Here is a 16143-nt window from a genome sequence, read left to right as displayed (position 1 = left end):
ACGGCGCGTCATGAGTAGAACTGATCGTTAAAGGATTGTTGGGCCTGTGGATTCGGCGTAGCGTGCGGGAGGCAGGGGCTCTCGACGGAGCCAGACTATGGTCCATCGTCCCTATTGTGCTGTCCCCGGGCCGCACAGTCATGTCGCCGAATACCTGCGCATGTCCACCGAGCGGCAGGAATACTCCCCGGTCAACCAGGCCACGGCCATCCAGGCCTATGCAGCAGCGCACGGCATGACGGTGGTGCGCACCTACCGCGATGAGGGCCGCAGCGGGCTCCGTTTGCAGGGGAGGGCCGGATTGCAGCAGCTGATTGGCGACATCGAGCGGGGCAGCCCCGGGTTCGACGCCGTGCTGGTCTTGGATGTCAGCCGCTGGGGACGCTTCCAAAACGCCGATGAGGCGGCGTTCTACGAATACTTGTGCCTGCGCCACGGAGTGCGGGTGATTTACATCGCTGAGCCCTTCGAGGCGGACGGCACGCCGCTTTCGGCGGTGCTCAAAGGCCTGAAGCGGTCCATGGCCGCGGAATATTCGCGCGAACTGTCCGCGAAGGTGTTCGCGGGGCAGTGCCATGTGGTCCGCGCGGGCTTCCACATGGGTGGCCCGCCAGGCTATGGCCTGCGGCGGATGCTGGTCGACGCCCAAGGTCGAGCCAAGGGCCTGTTGGCACCGCGCGAACAAAAGGCCTTGGTCACCGACCACGTCAAGCTCGTGCCTGGGTCTGCCGAGGAAGTCCGCGTGGTGCGCTGGCTGTTTCAGCAGTCGGCCGCCGGCCTCGACAGCAACGCCATCGTGCGTCGTTTGAACGCCAAGGGCACGCTGAACCAGCACGGCCGACCGTGGAGCCTGAGCGGCATGCGCCAGCTGCTCGAAGACGAGCGCTACATCGGCACCTCCGTGTTTGCCCGCACCACCCAGGCCATCGGGCACCCCCGTGGGGCCTGCACCCCCGAGCGCGAGGTGCGCGTGGCGCATGCCTTTGAGGCCTTGGTGCCGGACGCGCTCTTTTGGCGGGCCAAGGCGGTGCGGGAGGCGCGCGCCAGGAAACTCACGGACGCGGAGATGCTCGAGGCCATGCGTGGGGTGTGGCGGCAGCACGGACGGGTCACCAGTCGGCTCCTGGACCACGACCCGGTCGCCCCGACCGCCCAGAGTTATCTGCGCCGGTTTGGCACCTTGCGCGCCGCCTATCGGCAGATTGGGTATCACCAGGATCGGGACATCACCTATGGCGATACCCGGGAACGCATCCGACCCTGGCGGCTCAGCATCCTGCATCTGCTGATGGAGCAGCTGCGAGACGCCGGCTCGACGGTCGAGCGCGACGACTGGATCTTTGCGCATCGACGGGGTATGGACGCTGCGGGTGCGCCTGCTCCAGGCCGGCTCGTATCGCGGGTCCTACCGGTGGGAGGTCCGCCCCGGGCGCCGCTCGGTCGACATCGTGGTGGCGGCACGCATGGCCGAGGATGGCTCTGCACCCCTGGACTATCTGATCTTGCCGCGGGTCCAGGCCGACCGCTGGCCGGCGTGGGTCCACCGTCGCCCGTCGGCCGCTGTCCGGTTCTACACGCACCCGTCGCTGGCCATCGTCACCGAACTGGCGCGGATCTCGCGCCCGGGAGATCGCCAATGAAGGCCCGTGACCATGCGCGCGACACGCGGCAGGCCCACGTGGAGGCGGAGCTGTCGGCCACGGCGGAGTTGGCTTGGCAACAGTGTGCGGCAGCCTCTCAGGTTTTCCTGGCACTGCGCGAAGACCCGACCTTTCGAAGCCTCATGGGCATGCATCAGGGGTTGCTCGACGAGCTTCCGGCGTTGCTGGCGCCGGCAAAAGGCGAAGACGGGGTGCGATCGGTGGTCCACCTAGTCGTGTGTCGAGCCGCGCTGGCCCCCATCCTGACCCGCGTCGAGGCGCTGGGATGGCTGGCCCACGCTCACCCCGAGGCATTGGTGACCTTGTTGGGGGTTGCTGTCGCAGACGGCGGCACGCTGGCGTCCAATGGAGCGAGTCGCTGAAAGAGGGCGTGCAGGGCAGCGAAAAGGTGAGCGACGAACTCGTCTAACGTTCTCGCCTGCACCTCATCAGGTGCATCAGATGCATGATTCCAGTTTCGTTTTCTAGGCTGTGGCCCCGCGAAGCCGGGCGTCTGCCGCGACGACGTAGAGGCGCGCATAGTTGGCACAGCCGTCGAACTTGGCCTCTAGCGGCCCCGCAACGTCTGCGGCGGCGCCCACCGTTGGGAGCACTAGGAGAGAAGCAAGGACTGTCAGAACGCGCATCGAGATGGGCCATGCGAGTGGGCGCGGAGTATAACCCACAGCATAGGAGCATGGGCAGGAAGCAAGAGAACCTAAAGACTCTATAGGGGGACCTATGAACTCCTGTAGATACTCCAGGGCAATCATCCCCAACCCCTCCCCAAGTCATACTTCAGGCGGCCTTGTGCCTGATTCTATGCAGCGACCAATTCGTGATATTCATAACTACGCCACCGAGCCCCGCTTGAAGCACTCGGCCCTGCGTCCGCGGTGGAAACCTGTACTCGGCAGAGAAACTTCATGAAGTGTAGATCGACGATCTTAGTCACTGCTGTCTGCGCCTTGGCGGCTTATTTCATTGTTCCTGTCGCGCTACTCCGGTGGAAGCTAAGCACACTGATATTTTCGAATCAGCGCCAGGATATTACGCACGAGGCCCAGCGTTTTGAAGTTGCGGTCGCTCCGAAAACAAGTCTTGTTGTCAGGCGGTATGGCTTAGATAGTCCATCGTGCGTCTTTTTCTTTCCAGGCCAGCACGGCGGCGTCGCCACTTATGAAAAGACTCTTTTCCCGTCATTGTTGACTATGGGGGTAAGGCTGTATGTCATTTCATACCCAGGCCAAGACGGCGCGCAAGGACGTAGCGATCTAGCTACGCTGGCTCATCAAGTCGATTCTACCGTGCAGTGGGTGGCGCAGAAGTCAGGCTGTAGGAAGCGCGACAGCCTGTTCCTTGGTCGTTCGTTTGGAGCTACTATCGCGCTTTTGGAGGCCGAAAAGTTCAAACCGCGAGGAGTGATCGTCGACGGATTGGGCGCGAACCTTGCCGTTGTAATACGCGCCCACTTAGCGCGTAATCTACTTCTTTCACCGTGGCGACTCCTGCCTATAGAACGGATACTAGGTGTGAACGCGTATCCTGTTGGACCAATGTTTGACCGGCTCAGCGCCACCGCCATTACTGTATTTCAAGGTACTGACGATGACGTGACTCCGTTTGACGCAGCCTTACAGGTTGCGAATAGACGTTCGAACGTCACTTTCCATGCTGTACCAGGTGGGCGTCATGACGACACCTATCTGTTGGCTAAGCCACAATACCTAGACGCGATCAGAGCAGCATTGGCGTTGGGTCACCTAGATGGTTAGCGCTGATACGGAAAATGAAACAACACGCAAGGACCGCAACGACGCAGCAGGCGCATTTAGAGCCTAATGCGCTTCGCCAGTGCATCAGTCCTTGCGCGCTCCGCTCGTGCCCAATCGGATCGCATCTTGGCCACGATCTCGGGCAGGTGTTTCGAAGCGATCTCGAAGACGGCGATGGCGGGCAGGCGAAGCGTTGCTGAAGACTGTGTCCGAGAGGATCGAATCGGCCCACGAAACGCACACCTATCTTAATGATACGACGCATTGGCTCTTCGGGCTTCCGGTGTCGACCGTCAGCGCCGACAACCAGGAAATCACGCAGCGCAACGCGTATGACGCCACCGCCTCGGTGCTGTCCGCGCACTATACGTTTGAGCACTTGTTGACGTCCTATCAGTTCGACGCGCAGGGCCGCCTTGCGTCGTTCACCGATGGCAACAAGCACACCACGACGCTGGGCAATTACAAACGCGATGTCCCGCAATCGTGACCTCCCCGGACCATACCACCGAGCAGTTCGCCGTGGACGACTTCGGTGACATCACCAGCGTGACCGATCCGGTCGGCGCCACTATCCAGTACCACTACGACGCCCTAGGTCGCATGGGGGAAGTCGATTACCCCACCGGCGACTCGGTCGCCTGGTCTGCTAAGCGTTATACCTACGGCTTCTCGTCGAGCGCCGAGCGGGGCATGTCGGCAGGTCGTTGGGCCCGCTCGGTCAGGGAAGGTCCCAAAACGACGGCGACGTACTTCGACGCGTTGTGGCGGCCGGTGCTCGTCACCACGACGGACACCGCAACCGGTGCGGCGATCTCCACGGCGACGGCCTACGACTGGGCGGGCCGCAAAGGATTTGCCTCCTACCCCGTGGACGGCGCACCGGACCTGTCGGGCATCACCGCAGGGGTGAGCACGACCTACGATGTGCTTGGGCGCACCACGCTCCAGACCGCGACCTCGGAACTGGGCAACTTGAATACGGCTACGGCGTATGGGGTCGGAGCGACCGTTCAGGTCACCGATCCGCGCGGCAAGGTCACGAGCACGGCTTACCAGGTCTTTGACCAGCCCGATACGAGCCGCCCGGTCTCGGTGACGGCCGGAGGCATCGTGCAAACCATTGCCCGCGATATCTACGGCAACGTCCAGTCGCTCGCTCAGGGCACTTCGTCCGGCGCACTGCTAACGCGCACCTGGATTTACGACAGCGTCCATCGCCTGTGCCGCATCCATGACCCGGAATCGGGCGATCGGGTGATGGCATACGACGGGGCCGACAACGTCGCCTGGACCGCCGCCGGGCTGGCCTTGACCGGGACCGATTGCGGCTACGAACAGGTGGCCGCCGCCGCCCAGACCACGCGGGCCTACGATGCCCTCAACCGGGTGACCTCCATCGTGTATCCGTCGGGGACCGACCCGGCGACCTTCACCTACGACCACGCGGGACGCCAGTCGACGGCGACCTCCGGACTGGTCTCATGGACCTTTGGCTACAACCTGCGCGGCTTGCTCACCGCCGAGCACCTGTCGGTCGACGGCTTCAATTTCCCCTTGGACTACGCTTATACCGCCGAGGGCGTGGTGGCCTCGGTCAGCTACCCCGATGGCAAGACGGTCGCGGCCGCCCCCGATGGCTTCGGACGGCCCACCACCGCGGGGACCTACGCGTCAGGCACCCAGTATTTTCCCGACGGCAAGCTCAAGGCGTTCAACCTCGGCAATCAGGCTACCTATCTGGCCGGCGAGAACGGCCGGCAACTCTTGAATAGTCAGACCTACGGCACGGCAGCCGGCATGGCGGTCAGCCAGGACCTGGCTTACGACGCCAACGGCAATGTCCTGAGTCGGACGGACCTGACGACAGGCCAGCAGCGCACCGCGAGCTTTGTCTACGACGATTTGAACCGGCTGAGCAGTGCGACATCGAATGGCCTATGGGGCACCGAAAGCTACGGCTACGACGCGCTCAACAACCTGGTCAGCCTGACCAACGGTGACGGTGAGGCCAACTACAGCTACGACGCCAACAATCGGCTCACGGCCATCCAGCGCGGCGGAGCGGCCATCCACACCTTCGCCTACGATGCGCGAGGCAACACGGCGCAGCGCGATGGCGCCACGCTCGCCTTCGACCAGGCGGACCGGCTGCTGAGCATCCAGGGGCAGGATGGCTATCTTTACGACGCGGCGGGCCGCCGTGTGCGCAGCCAGAACGGGCAGGGCGGCGCCAGCAAGTATTGGGCGTACAACGGCGCCGGCAAGCTGATGTTTGCCTACGATGCGGCCACGACCCTGGGAACGGACTACCTCTATCTCGGGCCACAATTGGTCGCCTCGACGCAAGCGAGCCTGTCGAAGGTGGTCGGCAATGTGGATGGCGTATCCAATGCCACCTCGGTGACTGCGGATTTGCGCGGTTGGTCGTGCTCCACGGGTCTGGCCCAGTCGATCCAGGTGGAGGCCTTCGTCAACGGTGGCCCGGGCACGGGCACCTCGATGGGCACGTTCACCGCCAATGTGGCCAGTGAAGCGGCCGTGGCGCAGGCCTGCCAGGTTGGCAGCGGGTCGTACCGGTTCGACATTCCATTGTCGGACGACTTCCGCGTGGCTCATGCCGGGCAATCGCTGTATGTCGTGGGCAAGTCGCCCAACGGCGGCGCCGATGTGGTCCTGTCCGGCTCCGGTGGCGCCAACGCGGTGGTGCCGGCGTCCATCTCCGCCCCGCCTGCCCCGGCCAGCGTGTCGGCCAGCGCCGCGGCGGATCTGTCGTCCATCCAGGTCACCTGGGCAGCGGCGACCAATGCCAGCAGCTACAACGTCCAAGAGCAGGTCAACGGCGGCGCTTGGCAGGCGGTGTCGGGCGTGCCCGGCACCAGCGTGACCATCAGCCAGCCGGCCGATGGCACCTACGGCTTCCAGGTGCAGTCGTGCAACGCCAACGGCTGCAGCACCTGGACCGCGGGCAACGCGGTGACCATCAGCCATGTGCCCGCTGCGCCGGCGGCCATCTCCGTGCCTCCGACCAGCACCGGCTCCATCGCGGTCAGTTGGAACGGCGCGACCTACGCCACCAGCTACGAGCTGCAAGAGAGCATCAATGGCGGTGGCTGGTCCTCGGTCTATAGCGGGGCGGACACCTCGACCACGATTGGTGTGGGCGCCAGCAGCAGCGTGAGCTTTCAGGTGCGGGCCTGCAACGCCAACGGGTGCAGCGGCTTTACGGTCAGTGGGGCCGTGCAGGTAACGGTGCCCCCAAGCGCCGCACCCAGCCTCAGCGGCGGCGGCACCAGTTCCAATGGTGCCTATTCGCTGAGCTGGACCGCCGTCGACGGCGCCACCAGCTACACCATCACGGAAAACGCGGACAACCAAGGCACCAATGTTGTCCAGTCCAACGGCTCCACCTCCTGGTCCACCAGTGGGCGAGGCAACGGCAGCTATGTCTACCAGGTGCAGGCTTGCAACGCGGCCGGGTGCGGTCCGTTCAGCAGCGCAGTGACGGTCGTGGTCTCGCTCATCCCGGCGGCGCCTTCGCCCCTCATCAACGAGACCAGCAACGGGAAAGTGGTCCGTTACACGGTGTCGTGGCCAGCGGTGGGTGGGGCGACCCGCTATGAGGCCATCCGAAGCGACACGCAGGCGCAGGTCTATTCGGGGACGGCGTTGAGCTTCCTGCTGGGCACGTCCTCCGAATCCTCGTCGTTGAAATACACCGCGCTGGTGCGGGCGTGCAATGACACCGGCTGCTCCGCTTACGCGCAGGCTGACTGATGAAGACGAACATGACGCACACGATGGATGTCGGTAATGCCTCGGCCATGCCGACCAGCAGCAAGCGCCTGGCGAGAGTGGGGGCTGCCCGGACTGGTCGCACGAACTGGCGCGTGCGGCTGGCTGCGGTGTGGTTGGTCTGTACGGCCTTATTGGTCTTTGCGGGACTTGGCCACGCGGCCGAGACGGTGACTTACTACTACACCGACCAGCAAGGCACAGTACTGGCGACGGCCGATGCCGCCGGCAATGTCCTGAGCAACACCGATTACCGGCCTTACGGGGCGATTGCCCGCGGCACGCCTGCAGAAGCGCCGGGGTATGCGGGGCATGTGGAAGACACGGACAGCGGTCTGGTCTACATGCAGGCGCGCTATTACGACCCAAGCGTGGGTCGGTTTATGTCGGTGGACCCGGTCAGTACGACGGCAGGAAATGCCCTGCGGTTTGGGCGATTCACGTACGCCGTGAACAATCCGGTTCGTCTGGTCGACCCGAATGGCCAACAAGAGGTCGATGCGGATGAGCTGGATCTCGAGACCCGGGCGGCCATGGCGAAGCTCAATCCGCCGATTGGGCCAAATATGGCGGCACCGAGCTTCACGCCTCCTCCGACCCTTGCCCCTGGTTTGGTGCCAGAAACATTTCCGGAGCACCAAGTTGCCCAAGACCTAGGGTTGGAGCAGCGCAGCGAGGTCGGCGAAAACTTACCGACGGCAGAACCGAAAGCCGAGAAAACGTACCAGGTCTATATCAAGATAAATCCCACGACGCGTGAGGTGTACACGGGCCGCACCAGTGGCACGAGGTCCCCGGACGAAAACGTGGCGCGGCGTGATGCCAACCACCATATGAATGAGAAGGGATTCGGTCCCGCGATCCTGATGTATTCTTCGTCGAACCCCGACGCGATACGAGGTCAGGAACAGATCATGATTGAGAATTACGGCGGGTCCCAGCGGTCCGGAGGAACTTCGGGCAACGCCATCAACGGCATCAGTTCCACGAACTCCAGCCTCAATGATTACATTGAGGCAGCTCGGCTGGAGTTTCGTGAATGACTGAGTCGAAGAAGCGACGTGGGCGACGCCGGGTAGGTGACGTGGTTTCTATAGCGCTTGACGATGCGGGCACGATGGCTTACGCGGTGGTACTTGAGCAAGCCAAATTCGCCGTCTTCGATGGCCGAAGCACGTCCGATATCGACACTGTCCTTCAACAAGCGCCCATGTTCTACGTTTCAGTCATGGATAGTGCGGTGACTACGGGCCGATGGCCCATGGTCGCGTCCCGACTTGAGCGCGTTGCACAGCTGAATGCGCCGCCAACATTCATGCAAGATCCAATTCATCGTGAGAAGTTTCAAATTTACGATAAGGGGGTCATGCGGCCGTCCACTCGCGAGGAATGCGCAGCATTGGAGCGCACAGCGGTGTGGGACGCTGAGCATGTCGAAGATCGGATTCGAGATGATTACGCCGGTCGTGAAAACAAATGGCTTTGCTCTATGCAGATCGACGCCATCTGAGCCTTAAATTGTTCGCTATAGGTGTGCGATGAACATCGTGAAAGAGTTAGCATCGATCGCCCATGCAGATATTGACCTGCTCCGGCTTCGCGATCAGCAGGGTGATGTGTTTGCTCGCCATCGCCCGGTTGATTTTGTTTTCGTCTCGATGGAAGAGAGTCAAGCCTCGGCTATGGCTGGATTCCTCAGTGACTACCAGTACGCCACGACCACGCTGACCTCTGCCGAGGGCGAGTATCGCGTTGTCGCGACGATCTCGATGGCAGTGGAACAACACGAAATTCTCTCTGTGTCCGGATTTATGCAGTGCATCGCCGTGCTCTTCAAGGTGAGCTACGACGGCTGGGGCGCTCCGATCGTCAGCGAGGCATGATCGTGCTTAATCGGGGCTAGCAAAGCCCTCCACGGCGTTGCTGACCGAAGTGGCCCGGATTACGATGCCGCATGGACACCCGTGAAGACGCCATCGAGGCATTGGCCGCACTGAGCCGGCAGGCTGCGCTGATGAGCCATGCAGCCCTTGCAACGGACTTTGACGAAGCACGCGTGCGGCTGACGCAGATTGCCGCAGGCGCTGCTGATCAAGGCCAAGCCACGATCGTCCTGACGGCTCAGAGCTTGGCACGGGTGCTGGGTGGGCAAGGCAGTATTCCTAGGCCAGGGTATGGCGCTGGCATCCTTGAGCTGGCTGAAGCCCTAGATGCCGCACAGGCGGACCTGCTCTTGCGCTTAGCCTCGCGCCTTTCGTCGACTCACTGCCGGCGCTCCAGTCCCACGCTGCCCAGCCGAATTAGCATATCGGCTGGCCTGCAAATCGCTGTTACAGGGATAGGCCCGCCAAGCCTTCGGCTTTCGCATTGGCCAGCACCTCGGTCACCGTCAGCTGCGGTCAGCGCTTGGTCGAATTCGGGGGGCAAATGTGCGACGGCATCGAGAAACGCGCCCATTTCGTGGGCATCAACTTCCGCGAGCGGCTTGTCCCCGATCACGCCCACCAGCACCTTCAGGGTATGACCGGTGTTGAGCACGTTGTTCGCCGCGCGCTTCTTCTGCCCGAATTGCTTCAAAAACAACCGAATGGCCGTGCTCAACAGCAGGGTCGGCTTCTCAGGCGTCATGGGTAGGGCAGGGGCGATTAGCACGTAAGGTGCGGGCGGCGCCAAGCGCTGCATGGCCTTCGATGCCTCCATCGCCCGGGCGTGTTCCTCCGCGCTTTCGACTGAAATGGACGGGCCTCCCCCCCAGGCATATGCGCCACGGTGTAGTGCCGCAGGCTGCCGGTGTCGTGCTCCCCCAGGACATCCTTGGTCAATATCTTAGTAACCATCGGCCGCCTCTTCGCCGCAGCAAACGCTTGGCCCACACGAACACCGAAACCCTCGTCGCCCCATCGGCCCGAACATGCCGTTTTGACGGGTCTACTTAGGGAACTGCGTGTGGCGGCGACTGAGGCGCAAGCCGCGGAGGCCCTCGGGCTCATCCAGACGAGCGTCAGCGACCTAGAGACGGGCGACCGAGGATTAGAGCTGCTGGTGGTCCGAGACCTTGTTCGGATTTACGGCGCTGACTGGCGTGCCTTCTTGGATGAACTGGAGCGACGAATAGGAGAGGGGACTAGTCCGGCCTCGGCCCTTCTCGTGCGATAGGTGTCCGGCGCAGGAATTCAAGGAAGGACGCCATACAAATATTTCTTCCGTGCTGTTATTGACGATTTCCTCGGTCGAGTAGGGCGACAATTAATATTGCCTAGACACTGTGTTACGGTAGGAAAAAAGCGTCTCGCAGTTGGGTCGTTACCGTGGCAACCTTGCCAAATGCGATGAATTTTTGCGCTTCTCAAAATCCAATCTCGGAGTTGTAGTGAAACCATCGCAGGTATCTCATAGATTACTGATTAGTTCCGCCCTCTTGCTGGGCACATTTTTCAACTCAACGGGGCGTGCGGAAACCCCAATTACTCCCACCGAAATCGACCTTACTCCCGTTGTCTCGAAAGAAATATCAGAAATGCGCATCACCGTGCATTTGTCGAAAGACGTCGTTAGAGCCAATCAAAGGTTGGCCTTGATCTTCGACACACTTGGTCCCTCCTACGAACGCACGACTGATGAAGTGCGGGATCTAGAAGTGACTGATGAACTGGGCGCGGTGCCGATGGATGCGCCAACGCTGGACGGCACAAACAAAGTGTGGAAAACAGCACGTAATGTCAAAGGGAGTGTGACTTACCGTTACAGGGTTCCGGCAGCATCTACGGCTATCACGCACCTCGGCCCGATGACATACCTTCAATCCACGGGCGGAGGGTTGTCCGGCCTATTTTCCAGTTTTCTGTTGGCTCCAGCGTCGCCGGTGGTGCAGGACATCACGGTCCGGTGGCACATGTCCGATGGCGACCAAGCGGTTACGAATTTTAGCGCGCGCGACTTTGAAAAAAAAATGTCATTTGATGATTTGTCGCATACGCTTTTCGTCGCCGGCCCTTTAATTCATGATCCTGCGAAGCTCGCAGGGTCAGGTCTCGTAATTGCGGGGCTCGCAGTTGGTGAAGCCGACATGCGTCAAGCCCGTCCTTGGTTAGAAGCGGCTTTCACAGCAATGAAGACATCGTTTGATGTGGCAGTGAAAGACGGATACCGCATCATGGTGTTTTCTAACGATCGGCAAGTCTCGCACAGTGGCGTTTCATATCAAGGCGGATTTCTATTCTTTGTTCCGGCAGGAGCTAAGCTCAGTGACAAGGCAAATCGCCGGATCATAGCTCATGAGATTGTACATTCAATGGTGACTTCTTACGGAGAGGACTCCGAGGATTGGTATAACGAGGGCATCGCTGACTATGCGGCGATAATTGTCCCAAAACAGGCGGGCTTGTATACGCCTCGAGAATATCTCGACCTTATAAATGACGAGTCAGGATTTTATTATCTTAACAAAATGCGTCAGACGCCGACATCAAAATTCCCGGAGGTCAAATGGGCGCACGCCGGCGCCTGGACCCTAGGATATTCGCGGGGGGCGTTGTATTTTGCCAATCTTGATGCCGAACTACGAAACCGCAAAATTGGGGTGACGGTTTTCGATCTTGTGCAAAAGATGAACGACGCATCTCATCGCGGGGCGGTGACAAATGATACGTGGAAGGCGCTCTTAGTTCAGTATGCGGGAAGCTGGGCCGTTGACGATTGGCAATCCATGCTGGCGGGCGAACTCATTCGACCTGCGACCAATTCATACGGTGAGTGCTACATCGCGCGTCCGGTAGTGGTTGGTCACTATCACCTTGGCTTTGCGCATATAGTATTCAGTAAAGGCGCCATCATTAAAAATGTCGAAACTGACTCAAATGCGTTCAAGGCGGGCTTGCGAGACGGTGACGTGCTCCAAGAGTCATTCAATGAGATCGAAGCTGCAAAGAGCCTAGCTCATCCGGTGACCCTTCAAGTGCTCAGGGGGCAAAAAAGGTTGGTCATTAGCTTCTCCCCGCATGAGGGAAGCGAAATTGGCTATCAATGGTTCCCGAAATCTGGAGATGTCGATCGTGCATGTCTTTAACGATGCCCACGAGTGGAGCTTAGCCGCTCATCATTAATTCGGCACAAGTCACAGCCACCCTCAGCGCGCCCGCGGCAAACGGGCGTTATGGCGCACAGCTGATCGTAGCTACGCTTTGCATCGACGCTTAGGGACGTTGAATGACGACATCTACCCGACGTGTGGTAGTCGGATGCGCGTGATCGTGGGTTATTCGGCAAGCCAGCAGATGACAAAAAGTTTGGTGATGTTATCCGCGCAAATCAATAAACCGCCGTTGCTATATGAGGCCAATTGCCGGCTCAGGCAATGACGCCACTCGGCCCGAGGGAAGCTCGACCACCCATTCAATCGCATAAGCTAACGTTGCCACTGCCTCAGACACCGCTCGTTCGCTGAGCAAATGTTCGCGAAACCTGCCCATTAGACTGTGTGCGTACTCCGCAATTGTGCAGAGGCCGCCCGCTGATGCGGAGGTTGCCAAGACCGAACACGCGCGTTCGGCCCTTTCCATATCGCCGTCCTCGATCGCTTCGAACATTTTGTAGACCTGGGTGTGAATTCGCTCGACATACGTCGACATACCGCCTCCCGCCGCTGTGGGCATAAATAGTCGAACTACGAGGCACTCGCCTCACTGATACTCATCAGCGAAGCGATCAGTGTGGGTGACTGTGTAACGTTGACTGCCGGATCATTCTAGGACGTGAACGGGCTTTAGAGCACCGTTTTTGGCGGGCTCGCATTGCCGACGATGAGCCTTGATTCAGCCACTGTGTGCGCAAGTCTGCTCTCACCACCACAGCTTGACAGAAGGTTTGTGGGCGAGTCCGGCCGTCATCCCGACGTTCCCCTAGATTTGAGTAGCGCCCCGGTTTCGAGTTCAATCCCCCACAAGAAGGAGATTGGACGTGAAGAAGCGTTTTTCCGAAGAGCAGATCTGAGCTTGCCCCGGTTTAATGGACACTCAAGTTATGGGGTAGCAGCTTCGGTCGCCGCAGGCGATCGATAGCCGTTGGTCGAGTGTAAGCGCTGCCGGTTATAAAACACTTCGATGTATTCAAAAACCACGTGGCGTGCCTCCTCGATCGAGGCGTAGCGGCGTGGGACAGCGATCTCGCACTTCAACGTGCTGAAAGCTCTCAGCCACCGCGTTGTCCCAACACTCGGCACGCCGGCTCATGCTCACCCGCATACCCAGTCGAGCGAGTTCAGCCTGGTAGGCCGCGCTCGTGTATTGACTGCCCTGGTCGGAGTGATGGAGCACTCCCTGCGCCGAACCGCGCTGGCCTACGGCCATGCGCAAGGCCTGCAAAGGCAAGTTGGTATGCATAGTCTCAGCCGTTGCGTGGCCAATCATTCGCCGGGCGTACAGATCGATCACGACGGCCAGATACATGGGCCCCTGTTGCGTGGCGAGCTGGGTCATGTCCGTTACCCAGACCTGATCAGGGGCGGCCGTGGTGAAGCATCGATCAACATGGTTGTCGGCCACCGCGGACACGGTGGCGGCCCGTCGTGATGCCTTGCTTGTACGCCAGCTGCGCCCGACGAGACCGCCCTGGCGCATCAGGCGGGCGGTCGCACGGCGCCCCAGGTGCTGGCGGTCACGTAGCACGCGGGGGCTCGGATGCTTTGGCGATGCCGCCAGGCATAGAAGCTGTTGCGAGCCACCTCAAGCAGTCGGCAAAGGATCACGATGGAGTACGACGCGCTCTCCGCTTCGATAAACCGGCATCTCAGCTCGATTCCTTGGCGAAGAACGCCGTCGCTTTTTTTAGGATTTCACGCTCCATCCGCAGGATCTCGTTCTCGCGCCGAAGCTGCTGTATCTCGGCCTGCTCGGCCGTCAGCGGAATGGCGGGGGCTGATCGCGAAGGCGCTCCAGAACTGGCTTGAGCCTTCTCGATCCAGCGCCTGAAGACGCTCTCGACCAGATCCAGGTCACGGCACACCCGTGACACCGGCTGACCTCGCTCACGGACTAGGGCAACCGCGCCGGCCTTGAAATCGGGTGTGAACTGACGACGAATTCGTTTTGACATGGGACACCTCTGGACGAACCTTACGGCTCACGATGGGTGTCCATCAAATCCGGGCAAGCTCAATCATTGGCTTCCTGCGCGAGGTCGAGGCAGGCATGCCGGTCAAGGACCTGTGCCGCAAGCACGGCTTCAGCGAGGCCTCGTACTACCTTTGGCGAAGCAAGTTCGGCGGCATGAGCGTACCCGAGGCACTTCAGGACGCGCCCTTCGGCGGTGTGGTCGAAGACGAAATCGATGGACCAGACCTCATTCGCGGCAGCGGGCCGGAGCAGTGGCTGCCTGTCGGTCGGAGGCACCTTTTTCCGTTTCCGTCGGCGCACCTGCAGGTTCGCCTCCTAGTACAGGCGCTCGACTCGTTTGTAATTGACCATCTGACCGGCCTGGCGGAGCTTCAGGTAGATCATGCCGACGCCGTAGCGTTTATGGCGATTGGCCAGCGCGCAGATCATCTCGCGCAGATCGACGTTGGGGTCGGCCGCGGTTCGTATCGGTAAGCGCTTGCGCTCATGCCGGCGATCGCCGGCGACCTTGGGTTATGGTTGGCACTAACTAGTGGGGAGTCGACACTCCGCGACGAAGTGGAGGAGGCGGTCTTGCCGGCATTCGATGTCGCTTTCGATTGTGTTCGCCGCTACTACGAGGCATTGCCCTGGTGAGGCGCGCGTCGGCCCTGGCGCGCGCGTGAAGCACCGGCAGGCTGTGCCGGGCGTACAGCGGTGTCGGCCTCACCGGCGTGCGCGGACGGGCCCACGCTCAACGGGCGGGAACCACCACCACCGCCACCGTCCAGTCCGCATCATGGCGCGTAAGGTCCGTCACCAGGTCCTGCGGGTTGCGCAGATGCATGTCTGGGTCGTAGATGAAGTACATCAGGTGCGTGCAGTCGGGGTGGGCCTGATAGCGGGTGGCATCGACCAGCAACTCTGCTCCCAGATCGCGTGCTTTGGCGGGATCGCGGACGAACTTCACCTCGATGCCAGTGCGCAGTACCGGCAACAGAAAATCGATCCGCGAGCCGCGGCCGGCGTGGCTGGGGAGCGGCTCTTCGACGCGCACGTTGTCGAAATGCACGACCAGAAGGGCGCTCAACAAGTCCTGGACATCGTACTCATCGTTGACCAGCACGCCGGACCGGTCCCGGCCACGCCGGTTCAAGCGCAGGCAGAAGGTATGAAAGCCCAGGAGTACCCGCGTCAGCAGCTCACGGTCACTCGGGGCGGGAGGCCCAGAGACGCGTGCGCCGTCCCGTAAGGCCGCGTAGTGATCGGCGATGATCTGCGCTTCGAAGGCAACGCGATCGCGCGCCGGGCGGCTACGAAATAGCACATGCAGCGTCGCGCCGAACAGGCTTTCCAGAAGAAGCACCACCATCAGCGCCGACCAGTCCAGGCGCACTTGGTAGCTTGACATGTATTTGTAGGCCGGCCGGTCCCCGGCCAGCCGCTTTGCTGGCTTCACCGGGGGCACCTCGATCAGCTCCAGGCGGGCAAGTACCGTCAGTCCCCATTGCGATCTGTCATCGACATAGTACGTGCTCGCTGACGGCGACGGCGCACGAGACGCGCTATAGGCGCTCAGCTCGTTGAAGAGCGGCTGGGTAAAAAGGCGGTAGCTATCCGACGCGATGACGATGCGCACTGCGGGATTGTCGACATCAGCGGGCACGAAAAGCGGCGCGATCTGCCCGACGTAAAGGGCGGCGGTAGCCAGCATCGCAAGCACCAGAGCCGCCGCCGAGACGGCGCGCCATTGATGCAGGTCCAGAAGGCTGTTGACCATGCCGAGGGTGCCGGAGCGGCGGGCACCGGTCGGGGCCGAGGCGTGCCGCGTCATGGGTAAGCCGC

The 16143-nt window shown here is 61.1% G+C and carries 12 protein-coding genes and 2 pseudogenes; 9 read left to right on the top strand and 5 right to left on the bottom strand.

From position 1 onward, the window contains the following. The first annotated feature begins 97 nt into the window (after nucleotides 1-97). The 7 genes from QRN34_RS12785 (at nucleotide 98) to QRN34_RS12755 (ending at nucleotide 9093) form a co-directional block, all read left to right on the top strand. Nucleotides 98-2023, top strand: coding sequence for a recombinase family protein (locus tag QRN34_RS12785; RefSeq protein ID WP_285404953.1), 1926 nt, complete (start codon nucleotides 98-100; stop codon nucleotides 2021-2023). A gap of 543 nt (nucleotides 2024-2566) precedes the next feature. Further along, nucleotides 2567-3415, top strand: coding sequence for an alpha/beta hydrolase (locus tag QRN34_RS12780; RefSeq protein ID WP_285404951.1), 849 nt, complete (start codon nucleotides 2567-2569; stop codon nucleotides 3413-3415). 193 nt (nucleotides 3416-3608) lie between these two features. Continuing rightward, nucleotides 3609-3905 (top strand): hypothetical protein, encoded by a 297-nt coding sequence (locus QRN34_RS12775; protein WP_285404949.1) that lies wholly within the window; start codon nucleotides 3609-3611, stop codon nucleotides 3903-3905. After that, nucleotides 3902-7192 carry a hypothetical protein gene (locus tag QRN34_RS12770; protein ID WP_285404947.1) on the top strand — a complete coding sequence of 1097 codons (3291 nt, stop codon included), beginning with the start codon at nucleotides 3902-3904 and terminating at the stop codon, nucleotides 7190-7192. Before QRN34_RS12775 ends, QRN34_RS12770 begins: the two co-directional genes overlap by 4 nt. Next, nucleotides 7192-8253, top strand: a complete 1062-nt coding sequence (locus QRN34_RS12765; RefSeq protein ID WP_285404945.1) for an RHS repeat-associated core domain-containing protein — start codon at nucleotides 7192-7194, stop codon at nucleotides 8251-8253. Before QRN34_RS12770 ends, QRN34_RS12765 begins: the two co-directional genes overlap by 1 nt. Continuing rightward, nucleotides 8250-8720, top strand: coding sequence for an Imm26 family immunity protein (locus tag QRN34_RS12760; RefSeq protein ID WP_285404943.1), 471 nt, complete (start codon nucleotides 8250-8252; stop codon nucleotides 8718-8720). Before QRN34_RS12765 ends, QRN34_RS12760 begins: the two co-directional genes overlap by 4 nt. Before the next feature lie 28 nt (nucleotides 8721-8748). Then, nucleotides 8749-9093: a ribonuclease E inhibitor RraB gene (locus QRN34_RS12755; RefSeq protein WP_285404941.1), complete on the top strand. Its 345-nt coding sequence runs from the start codon at nucleotides 8749-8751 to the stop codon at nucleotides 9091-9093. Nucleotides 9094-9472: 379 nt separating this feature from the next. Here QRN34_RS12755 and QRN34_RS12750 read toward each other — a convergent pair whose 3' ends face one another. Then, the gene (locus tag QRN34_RS12750; RefSeq protein ID WP_285404940.1) at nucleotides 9473-9838 is read right to left on the bottom strand and encodes a hypothetical protein; all 366 of its coding nucleotides are present in this window, start codon (nucleotides 9836-9838) and stop codon (nucleotides 9473-9475) included. Nucleotides 9839-10580: 742 nt separating this feature from the next. Here QRN34_RS12750 and QRN34_RS12745 point away from each other — a divergent pair. Further along, entirely contained in the window at nucleotides 10581-12275 is a 1695-nt protein-coding gene (locus tag QRN34_RS12745) for a hypothetical protein (protein ID WP_285404939.1), read from the top strand. Nucleotides 12276-13314: 1039 nt separating this feature from the next. Here QRN34_RS12745 and QRN34_RS12740 read toward each other — a convergent pair. Together QRN34_RS12740 and QRN34_RS12735 are read right to left on the bottom strand one after the other, a co-directional pair. Then, nucleotides 13315-13872, bottom strand: a complete 558-nt coding sequence (locus tag QRN34_RS12740; RefSeq protein ID WP_285404933.1) for an IS3 family transposase — start codon at nucleotides 13870-13872, stop codon at nucleotides 13315-13317. Nucleotides 13873-13993: 121 nt separating this feature from the next. Continuing rightward, the gene (locus QRN34_RS12735; protein WP_285404931.1) at nucleotides 13994-14299 is read right to left on the bottom strand and encodes a transposase; all 306 of its coding nucleotides are present in this window, start codon (nucleotides 14297-14299) and stop codon (nucleotides 13994-13996) included. A 32-nt stretch (nucleotides 14300-14331) separates the two neighbouring features. Here QRN34_RS12735 and QRN34_RS12730 point away from each other — a divergent pair. Further along, nucleotides 14332-14490 (top strand): annotated as a pseudogene (locus tag QRN34_RS12730) (transposase); the annotation flags it as partial. On the opposite strand, the pseudogene QRN34_RS12725 reads toward QRN34_RS12730, so the two are convergent. Both QRN34_RS12725 and QRN34_RS12720 read right to left on the bottom strand, forming a co-directional pair. Continuing rightward, nucleotides 14485-14819 (bottom strand): annotated as a pseudogene (locus QRN34_RS12725) (IS3 family transposase); the annotation flags it as partial. The pseudogenes QRN34_RS12730 and QRN34_RS12725 overlap by 6 nt on opposite strands. 233 nt (nucleotides 14820-15052) lie before the next feature. Continuing rightward, nucleotides 15053-16132 carry a hypothetical protein gene (locus tag QRN34_RS12720; RefSeq protein ID WP_285404929.1) on the bottom strand — a complete coding sequence of 360 codons (1080 nt, stop codon included), beginning with the start codon at nucleotides 16130-16132 and terminating at the stop codon, nucleotides 15053-15055. Nucleotides 16133-16143: the final 11 nt, after the last annotated feature.

Source organism: Luteibacter sp. ME-Dv--P-043b, assembly GCF_030209605.1.
Classification (GTDB): Bacteria; Pseudomonadota; Gammaproteobacteria; order Xanthomonadales; family Rhodanobacteraceae; genus Luteibacter.
This window is presented reverse-complemented; position numbering and strand designations above follow the sequence as displayed.

Coding starts and splice junctions, on each gene's coding strand:
- QRN34_RS12735 (WP_285404931.1), bottom strand. CDS start 14,299: ATGTCAAAACGAATTCGTCGTCAGTTCACACCCGATTTCAAGGCCGGC.
- QRN34_RS12785 (WP_285404953.1), top strand. CDS start 98: ATGGTCCATCGTCCCTATTGTGCTGTCCCCGGGCCGCACAGTCATGTC.
- QRN34_RS12750 (WP_285404940.1), bottom strand. CDS start 9,838: ATGACGCCTGAGAAGCCGACCCTGCTGTTGAGCACGGCCATTCGGTTG.
- QRN34_RS12720 (WP_285404929.1), bottom strand. CDS start 16,132: ATGACGCGGCACGCCTCGGCCCCGACCGGTGCCCGCCGCTCCGGCACC.
- QRN34_RS12765 (WP_285404945.1), top strand. CDS start 7,192: ATGAAGACGAACATGACGCACACGATGGATGTCGGTAATGCCTCGGCC.
- QRN34_RS12760 (WP_285404943.1), top strand. CDS start 8,250: ATGACTGAGTCGAAGAAGCGACGTGGGCGACGCCGGGTAGGTGACGTG.
- QRN34_RS12780 (WP_285404951.1), top strand. CDS start 2,567: ATGAAGTGTAGATCGACGATCTTAGTCACTGCTGTCTGCGCCTTGGCG.
- QRN34_RS12755 (WP_285404941.1), top strand. CDS start 8,749: ATGAACATCGTGAAAGAGTTAGCATCGATCGCCCATGCAGATATTGAC.